We start from the raw sequence: 7,037 nt of genomic DNA, 5'->3' as shown, positions 1-7,037 counted from the left end.
TACCCTCTCTCCCTACCCGCAGCTCTGCCGAGCTGGCGGGCTGAGGCCCGCCGCCGACATCGGCCGGGTTCGGCGGGCCGGCGCCGCGGCCGCGCAATTGGGGACCGCGTTCCTGCTGTCCGACGAGGCGGGCAGCAGCCCGGTCCACCGCGCCGCGCTGAGAGACCCGCAATTCACCGGAAGCGTTGTCACGAAGGCGTTCTCAGGGCGTTACGCGCGCGGACTCCGCAACCGGTTCATCATCGAGCACGAAGAACACGCCCCGTTCGGCTATCCGGAGGTGCACCACCTGACCAGCCCGCTGCGTGCCGCGGCCGTGCGCGCGGGGGACCCGCAGGCGGTGAACGTCTGGGCGGGAACGGGATTCCGCGCCGCCCGGGCCGGCTCGGTCGGCGACATCGTCGCGGCGCTGACCGCCTGAATCAGCGTTCGTCGTCGACGACCACGTCGCCCGTCTCGGTCCGCGCCGTGACCACCGTCGTCGCGGCGTCGCGGTCCCGGGTCTGCGGCACCCGCACCACCGTCGAACCGGGTGCCGATCCCGTGGTCGCGTCGACGAAGTACGGTCCCGGGGGCGGCAGCGCGATGACGACGTCCCCGTGCTCGGTCACGGCGTCCACGGTGCCGGGGGCCTCGGCGAAGTCGACGCTGACGTCGCCGGTGGTGGTGGTCGCGCGGAACGACTCGGTCACCGAGATCGGTTCCCGGGTGGTGATGTCGCCGTGCTCGTTGGTGATCTCGACGCGACGCGCCGAGCCACTCAGGACCACCGCGCCGTCGACGGTGCTGGCGTTCAACTGGTCGAGATCGGTCTGGGCGAACACCACACCCATTTCCTGCCGGGTGGTCACGGTCAGCCGGCGCGCCAACTCGGGCGGCAGCACCAGCGTGATCTCTCCGGCGCGGCTCCAGCGCAGGAACTCCGAAGGCTCCGCGTCGATCGTCACCCGCGCCGTGGTGCCGTCGGCGGTGACCGCCAACGGCTCGGCGCCGGCCCGGGTGGAGTTGACCATGCGCATGTCGACCCTGGGCTCGCGGGACTCGCGGTCGGAGGTGAGGCGCACCGCCACCGGCACCGAGCCGGTGTCGATCACCACGGACGTCAACGTGGCGGGCAGCGGCATCGAGTCCTTCACCACCCGGAACGTGCTGATGCCCCACGCAGCGGTCGCCGACAGCGCGACGACTGCGGTCAGCAACGCGGCCGCGGCCAGGATCAGCAGCGTGCGGATCGCGGTGCGCCCGCCGGGGGACAGCTGCGGCGGCGGAGCGGCGGGAGGCGGTGGGGGAGCCAGCGTGGTGGTCACGAGTATCCTTTCGGGACTTCAGGATTCGAGGTAGCGCAACACGGCGAGGACGCGGCGGTTCTCGTCGGGCGCGAGGTCCAGCTTGGTGAAGATCGACGCGATGTGTTTCTCGGCCGAGCCGACCGACATGTGCAGCGCCGCGGCGATCGCCGCGTTCGTCCTGCCCTCCGCCATCAGCTGCAGGACCTCCCGCTCGCGGGGCGTCAGCGCGTCGAGCGCGTTGCGGCGGTGGGACCGGGCCAGGATCTGGGACACCACTTCGGGGTCGAGCACGGTCCCGCCGGAGCCCACGACCTCGACGGCGTCGAGGAACGCCGGGACGTCGGCCACGCGGTCCTTGAGCAGATACCCGAACCCCCGGGTGTCCGAGGCGATCAGGTCGGCGGCGTAGCGCTCCTCGACATAGTGCGACAGCACCAGCACCGGCGACTCCGGGTTCTGGTTACGCAGCAGCGCCGCCGCGCGGATTCCCTCGTCGGTGAACGTCGGCGGCATCCGGACGTCCAGGATGGCCAGGTCGGGCCGCTCGTCGTTGACCAGGCGAAGCAGATTGGTCGCATCGGGCACCCCGGCCACGACCCGGTGACCGGCGTCGGTGAGGATCCGTTCGATACCGGCCCGCAGCAGTGCCGAATCCTCGGCGATCACTATCCGCATGGCAGCACCGCGGAGACGATCGTGGGTCCGGTGGGCTGACTGGCCACCGAGAACGTGCCCTGCGCCGCACGCACCCGTTCGTCGAGTCCGCGCAGACCGGTGGCTTCCATGTTGCCGGTGTCTTCCACGATCCGCGCCCCACCGTGCCCGTCGTCGAACACGGTGACGTGCAACTGATTCGCGGATTCGTCGAGGCGCACGGTGACCGCCGCGTGCGAAGCCCCGGCGTGCCGGCTCACGTTCGTCAGTGCCTCGGCGACGACGAAGTAGGCGCACGCCTCGACCTCGTCCGGCAGCCGGCGCGGAAGATGGACGCTCAGCGTGGTGGGCACGCCCGAATTCGTCGCGCGCTGCACCACCGCCGACAGTGCCGCGTCGAGGCCGCGGTCGGACAGGATGGTCGGCGCGATCCCGCGGACCACGTTGCGCAACTCCACCAGAGCGCTCTTGGCGTCGTCGTGGGCCTCGGCGATCAGCGCCTTCGCCGCCGGCAGGTCGGAGTCGAGTTTGGTCTGGGCCAGCCCGATCGTCATCGCCAGCGACACCAGCCTGGGCTGGACGCTGTCGTGCAGATCGCGTTCGATGCGGTGCCGTTCGGTCTGCGCCGACGTCACCGCTCCCTGCCGGGCGTCGGCGAGCGCGCTGACCCGGTGTTGCAGTTCGGCGGTCGGGGACGGCGGCAGCAGCCAGCGGTCGATCACCGCGTCCAGCTTGGGGGCGAACACCACCAGCGCCACCGCGGCGACCAGTGCGACGACGGCCAGGAGCCAGGCCATCGGGGTGGGCAGGAACGACAGGCCGGCCTCGGGGTCACTGTGTCCGACGGCGATCGCGACGGCCGGCGCCACGAACGCGAACACCGCGAGACCGACTGCGACACCGGTGATCAGCGCGTCGTAGATCATGCGTAGATAGTGATGTGCCACGGCTTTCCAGAACCGGGCGCTGCTGACGTCGAGCCACAACTGGTGGGCCCAGCGCTGGAACCCGGTGTACGGGGACAGCCGGCGCGGCGGGACCGCGATGCCCATGCCGAACACGGCCTCGCTGCGGACCCGTTCGATGTGGTCGACGCCGCGCATCAGGTAGATGAAGACGACACCGGCCAGCACGGCCCCGACGATGCTGGGGATCGACGAGATCCCGATCACCAGGATTGCCAACGGGATCCAGAACCACACCACCGCCAGCGCGCCGCCGGTGAGCAGCGACGCGCTCGCGGCGAGGCTGAGCACGCGGGGGCGCGCCGCGGTGGTGCCGTCGCGGGTGTCCACCAGAACTCGGTCGGTGACAGCGTCGGTGTCGGTGACTGCGGTCATGTCTCCAACCTATGGATCGGGGCGCCGCGGCGACACAGCGTTTCCCGGAGATTGTGCCGGGGGATAACCCCCACCCCGCCGATCCGATGGTGCCCGTCTCGCACCGCCAGGGCGCGGGCCTGCTCGCCGCGACGATACTGACCGCATGACGAACCCGCCGCCCACCGTCCTGGGCTATCTGGGGCCGAACTGGTTCGCCTCGGTGATGGGGACGGGCATCGTCGCGACCGCAGGCGCGTCGCTTCCGGTGCAGATCCCGGGGCTGCGCGCGTTCGCGTTGGTGGTCTGGGTGCTCTCGGCGCTGTGGCTGTTGGTGTTGCTCTTCGCGACGTTCGCGCACTGGCTGCGCCACCCGGCGGTGGCCCGCAGTCACGTCCGCAACCCGCAGATGGCCCACTTCTACGGGGCCGCACCGATGGCGTTGCTGACGGTGGCCTCGGGCGCGCTGCTGGTCGGCACGGACCTGATCGGGGAGCAGGCGGCGGTCACGGTGGCGTGGGTGCTGTGGACCACGGGCACCCTCGCCGGTCTGTACACCGCGATGAGCATCCCGTATCTGATGTTCACCCAGTACCGCGTCGAACCCGATGCGGCGTTCGGTGGGTGGTTGATGCCCGTCGTGCCGCCGATGGTGTCCGCGGCCACCGGCAGCCTGCTGCTCCCGCACATCGCCGACGGCGCCGGCCGGGCCACCATGCTGTACGGCTGCTACGCGATGTTCGGGCTCTCGTTGATCGCCTCACTGATCATCATCACCATGGTGTGGAGTCGCCTGGCCCACTTCGGCACCTCGGGGACCGCGCGGGTGCCCACGTTGTGGATCGTGCTGGGACCGCTGGGCCAATCCGTCACCGTCGCAGGCATGCTCGGAACGGACGCGGCGCTGGCGGTCGACGCGCGCGTCGCCGACGGGATGGCGGTCTTCGCGGTGCTCTACGGCGTGCCGGTGTGGGGCTTCGCGGTGTTGTGGATCGGCCTGGCGACGGCGCTGACGGTGCGCACCCTGCGCCGCGGCATGCCGTTCGCGTTGACCTGGTGGAGCCTGACGTTCCCGGTCGGCACGTTCGTCACCGGCACCAGCCAGCTGGCGCTGCACACCGCGCTGCCCGCTTTCCGTTACGCCGCCGCGGTCGCCTATGTCGGGTTGCTGTGCACGTGGTTCCTGGTCGCCGCGCGCACGGTCCGCGGCGGACTGCGCGGCGCCTTGTTCACGCCGCCGGCGGCGGATCCGATCCGCGCACACAAGGACCCGCCGGGACCGGCGCGCTGAGCACCCACCGGCCGGCGTGCCAGAATCCCCGACGTGCGTATCGGGATGACGATGCCGGTGATGGAGCCCTGTCTGGACCGGGCGACGTTGAAGTCATGGGCGCAGCTGGTCGACGGAGCACCGTTCTCGTCGCTGTGCTGGGGTGAGCGGATCGCGTTCGACAATCCCGAGAGCCTGACGCTGCTCGGTGCGTTGGCGGCCTGGACCGAGCGGGTCCGGTTGGTGACGACCGTGGTCATCCCGCAGCTGCATGACCCGGTGATGCTGGCCAAGCAGCTGGCGACCGGGGACATGCTGTGCGAGGGGCGGCTCACCGTCGGCATCGGCGTCGGCGGGCGCCACGAGGACTACCGTGCGGTGGGCGCCGACCCGGCCACCCAGACCATGCGGCAGATGGCCGAACGGGTCGAGATCATGAAGCGCGTGTGGGCGGGGGAGAAGATCACCGACGCGACGCTGCCCGTCGGCCCGCCGCCGGTGCAGCCGGGTGGCCCGGTGCTGCACGTCGGGACGCTGGGGCCCAGGACGGTGCGCAGCGCGGCGGCCTGGGCGGACGGGCTGGCCGGCACGACGCTGGACCTGAACCTCGACAAACAGAGCGATCTGTTCGACGCGGCACGACAGGCATGGCGGGACGCGGGCAAGGCCGAACCGCATCTCGCGACGTCGTTCTGGTTCGCCATCGGTGCCGGCGACGCGCCGCGCGCCCAGGTGCACCGCCACCTGCTGCGGTACATGAACTGGATCCCCGCCGAGTTCGTCGACGCGATGGCGCCGACCACGGGATTCGCCGGCACCGTCGACCAACTGCGGGACGTGTTGGCCGGATTCGCCGAGATCGGCACCGACGAGGTGCATCTGATCCCGACCAGCTCGGACATCGACCAGGTCCGCCAGGTGAGCGAGGTAATCGCCGACTTCACCTGAGTGGCGGTGGCAAGCTCAAGGCATGGAGACCGCCGCCTTACCGCCGATCGTGTCGCGGGACGAGTGGGAGCATGCGCGTGCCGAGCTGCTCGTCCGGGAGAAGGACCTCATCCGTCACAAAGATGCGGTGAGCGCCGCGCGGCGGCGCCTGCCGATGGTGCTCGTCGACACGCCCTACGTGTTCGACACCGAGGCGGGTCCGGTGACGCTGCCGGATCTGTTCGACGGCCGGCGGCAGCTGATCGTGCAGCACTTCATGTTCGGAGCGGACTGGGACGCAGGGTGTTCGGGATGTTCCCTGATGGCCGACCACATCGGCCCGCTGTCCCACCTGCACGCCAAGGACACCTCGCTGGTGTTGGTGTCCCGGGCCCCGGTCGGCAAGCTGGTCGCGTTCCAGGACCGGATGGGATGGGATCTGCCGTGGGTGTCGTCGGGCCGGACGAGCTTCAACGAAGACTTCCGCGCCACCGTGGACGGCGAGGAACACCACTCCATCAGCGTGTTCCTGCGCGACGGGGAGCGGGTGTTCCACACCTGGCAGACGTTCGACCGTGGTGAGGAGCCGTTCATGATGGTCTTCGACCTGCTGGACCTCACGCCGTACGGGCGTCAGGAGGACTGGGAGGACTCACCGGCCGGCTGGCCGCAGGGACCGCCCTACGGGTGGATGCGGCTACACGACGAGTACTGACGCTACTTGAACAGCTTCCAGGGCTGGTCCCAGTGCCCGGGCGGCACACCCACCCACTGACCGATGTGTCCCGGCGGGACGTCGAAGACCTGCCCGATGTGTCCCGGCGGCGGCTTCGGTACCCACCAGTGGGGCTCGGCGGCGGCCTGACCGGCGCCGACGGAAAGGCCGGCCCCGATTCCACCCGCGATCAACGCGGCGACGGCGAACTTCTTCCCCTGCATCGTGCTCTCCTCTGCCTGGATGGCGCTCGTTGCGGTTCTCTCTCTGTTGTATCGCGTTTTGCCGTGCCGGTGTAACGCGGGACGATGCACCGCGTGTTCCCGACGGCGTCAGACCGTGACGACCTCGTAGTCGCCGAGTTGCCCGATCAGTACGTGCAGCTGGTCCTGGCTGGATCCGAGGGTGTGGTCGATCGCCGTCAGGCGCGCCGCGTAGTGGCTGACCGGGTACTCGGCGGTCACGCCGATGCCGCCGTGCAGTTGGATGGCCTCCTGAGCGATGTGACGGCCCGAGCGGCCGACCTGCAACTTGGCCCGCGCCGCTTTCGCCGGGTCCAGGTCGCCGTCGGCGACGGACATGTTGGCGTAGAACGTCATGCTGCGCGCCAGCTCCAGCGAGACGTACATGTCGGCGGCGCGCTGCGTCAGCGTCTGGAACTTGCTCAATGTGACCCCGAACTGCTTGCGCTGCGTGAGGTATTCGCTCGTCAGCCGCAGCGCCTCCTCCATCGCGCCGAGCGCCTCGGCGCACAGGCCCGCTGAGATCCGCACCAGCGCACGCGAGATCGCCGCGGAGGCGTCCACGGCCTCGCCCAGCGGTTCGGCGGTGACCCCGTCGAAGTCGATCTGGGCGCCGCGCTG

General features: G+C 70.3%; 9 protein-coding genes. 4 read left to right on the top strand and 5 right to left on the bottom strand.

Going from position 1 to position 7,037, the window contains the following annotated elements; all coding sequences use genetic code 11:
• Positions 1-421, top strand: a 421-nt coding sequence (locus ASJ79_RS15060) for a nitronate monooxygenase (protein WP_197420222.1), incomplete at its 5' end; no start/stop codon positions are given.
• A gap of 1 nt (position 422) precedes the next feature.
• On the opposite strand, the gene ASJ79_RS15055 is transcribed toward ASJ79_RS15060, so the two are convergent.
• The 3 genes from ASJ79_RS15055 to ASJ79_RS15045 are packed head-to-tail and all read right to left on the bottom strand — an operon-like array spanning position 423 to position 3,283.
• The gene (locus tag ASJ79_RS15055; RefSeq protein ID WP_067956492.1) at positions 423-1,307 is read right to left on the bottom strand and encodes a DUF4097 family beta strand repeat-containing protein; all 885 of its coding nucleotides are present in this window, start codon (positions 1,305-1,307) and stop codon (positions 423-425) included.
• 18 nt (positions 1,308-1,325) lie between these two features.
• Positions 1,326-1,964 carry a response regulator transcription factor gene (locus ASJ79_RS15050; RefSeq protein ID WP_067956489.1) on the bottom strand — a complete coding sequence of 213 codons (639 nt, stop codon included), beginning with the start codon at positions 1,962-1,964 and terminating at the stop codon, positions 1,326-1,328.
• Positions 1,955-3,283 carry a sensor histidine kinase gene (locus ASJ79_RS15045; RefSeq protein WP_067956487.1) on the bottom strand — a complete coding sequence of 443 codons (1,329 nt, stop codon included), beginning with the start codon at positions 3,281-3,283 and terminating at the stop codon, positions 1,955-1,957. Before ASJ79_RS15045 ends, ASJ79_RS15050 begins: the two co-directional genes overlap by 10 nt.
• 145 nt (positions 3,284-3,428) lie before the next feature.
• On the opposite strand from ASJ79_RS15045, the gene ASJ79_RS15040 reads away from it, so the two are divergent.
• Genes ASJ79_RS15040 through ASJ79_RS15030 form a run of 3 tightly spaced genes read left to right on the top strand, consistent with a single transcriptional unit; the run spans position 3,429 to position 6,174 of the window.
• Positions 3,429-4,553 carry a TDT family transporter gene (locus ASJ79_RS15040; protein WP_067956486.1) on the top strand — a complete coding sequence of 375 codons (1,125 nt, stop codon included), beginning with the start codon at positions 3,429-3,431 and terminating at the stop codon, positions 4,551-4,553.
• A gap of 45 nt (positions 4,554-4,598) precedes the next feature.
• Positions 4,599-5,480, top strand: a complete 882-nt coding sequence (locus ASJ79_RS15035; protein ID WP_067956483.1) for an LLM class flavin-dependent oxidoreductase — start codon at positions 4,599-4,601, stop codon at positions 5,478-5,480.
• Between the two features lie 22 nt (positions 5,481-5,502).
• Entirely contained in the window at positions 5,503-6,174 is a 672-nt protein-coding gene (locus ASJ79_RS15030) for a DUF899 domain-containing protein (protein ID WP_067956481.1), read from the top strand.
• A 2-nt stretch (positions 6,175-6,176) separates the two neighbouring features.
• Here ASJ79_RS15030 and ASJ79_RS15025 read toward each other — a convergent pair whose 3' ends face one another.
• On the bottom strand, positions 6,177-6,398 hold the full coding sequence (locus tag ASJ79_RS15025; protein WP_067956479.1) for a hypothetical protein: 222 nt from the start codon (positions 6,396-6,398) through the stop codon (positions 6,177-6,179).
• Positions 6,399-6,506: 108 nt separating this feature from the next.
• On the bottom strand, positions 6,507-7,037 hold a 531-nt coding region (locus ASJ79_RS15020), incomplete at its 5' end, for an acyl-CoA dehydrogenase family protein (protein ID WP_255374736.1).

This window comes from Mycobacterium sp. NAZ190054, from assembly GCF_001545925.1.
Taxonomy (GTDB): Bacteria; Actinomycetota; Actinomycetes; order Mycobacteriales; family Mycobacteriaceae; genus Mycobacterium.
This window is presented reverse-complemented; position numbering and strand designations above follow the sequence as displayed.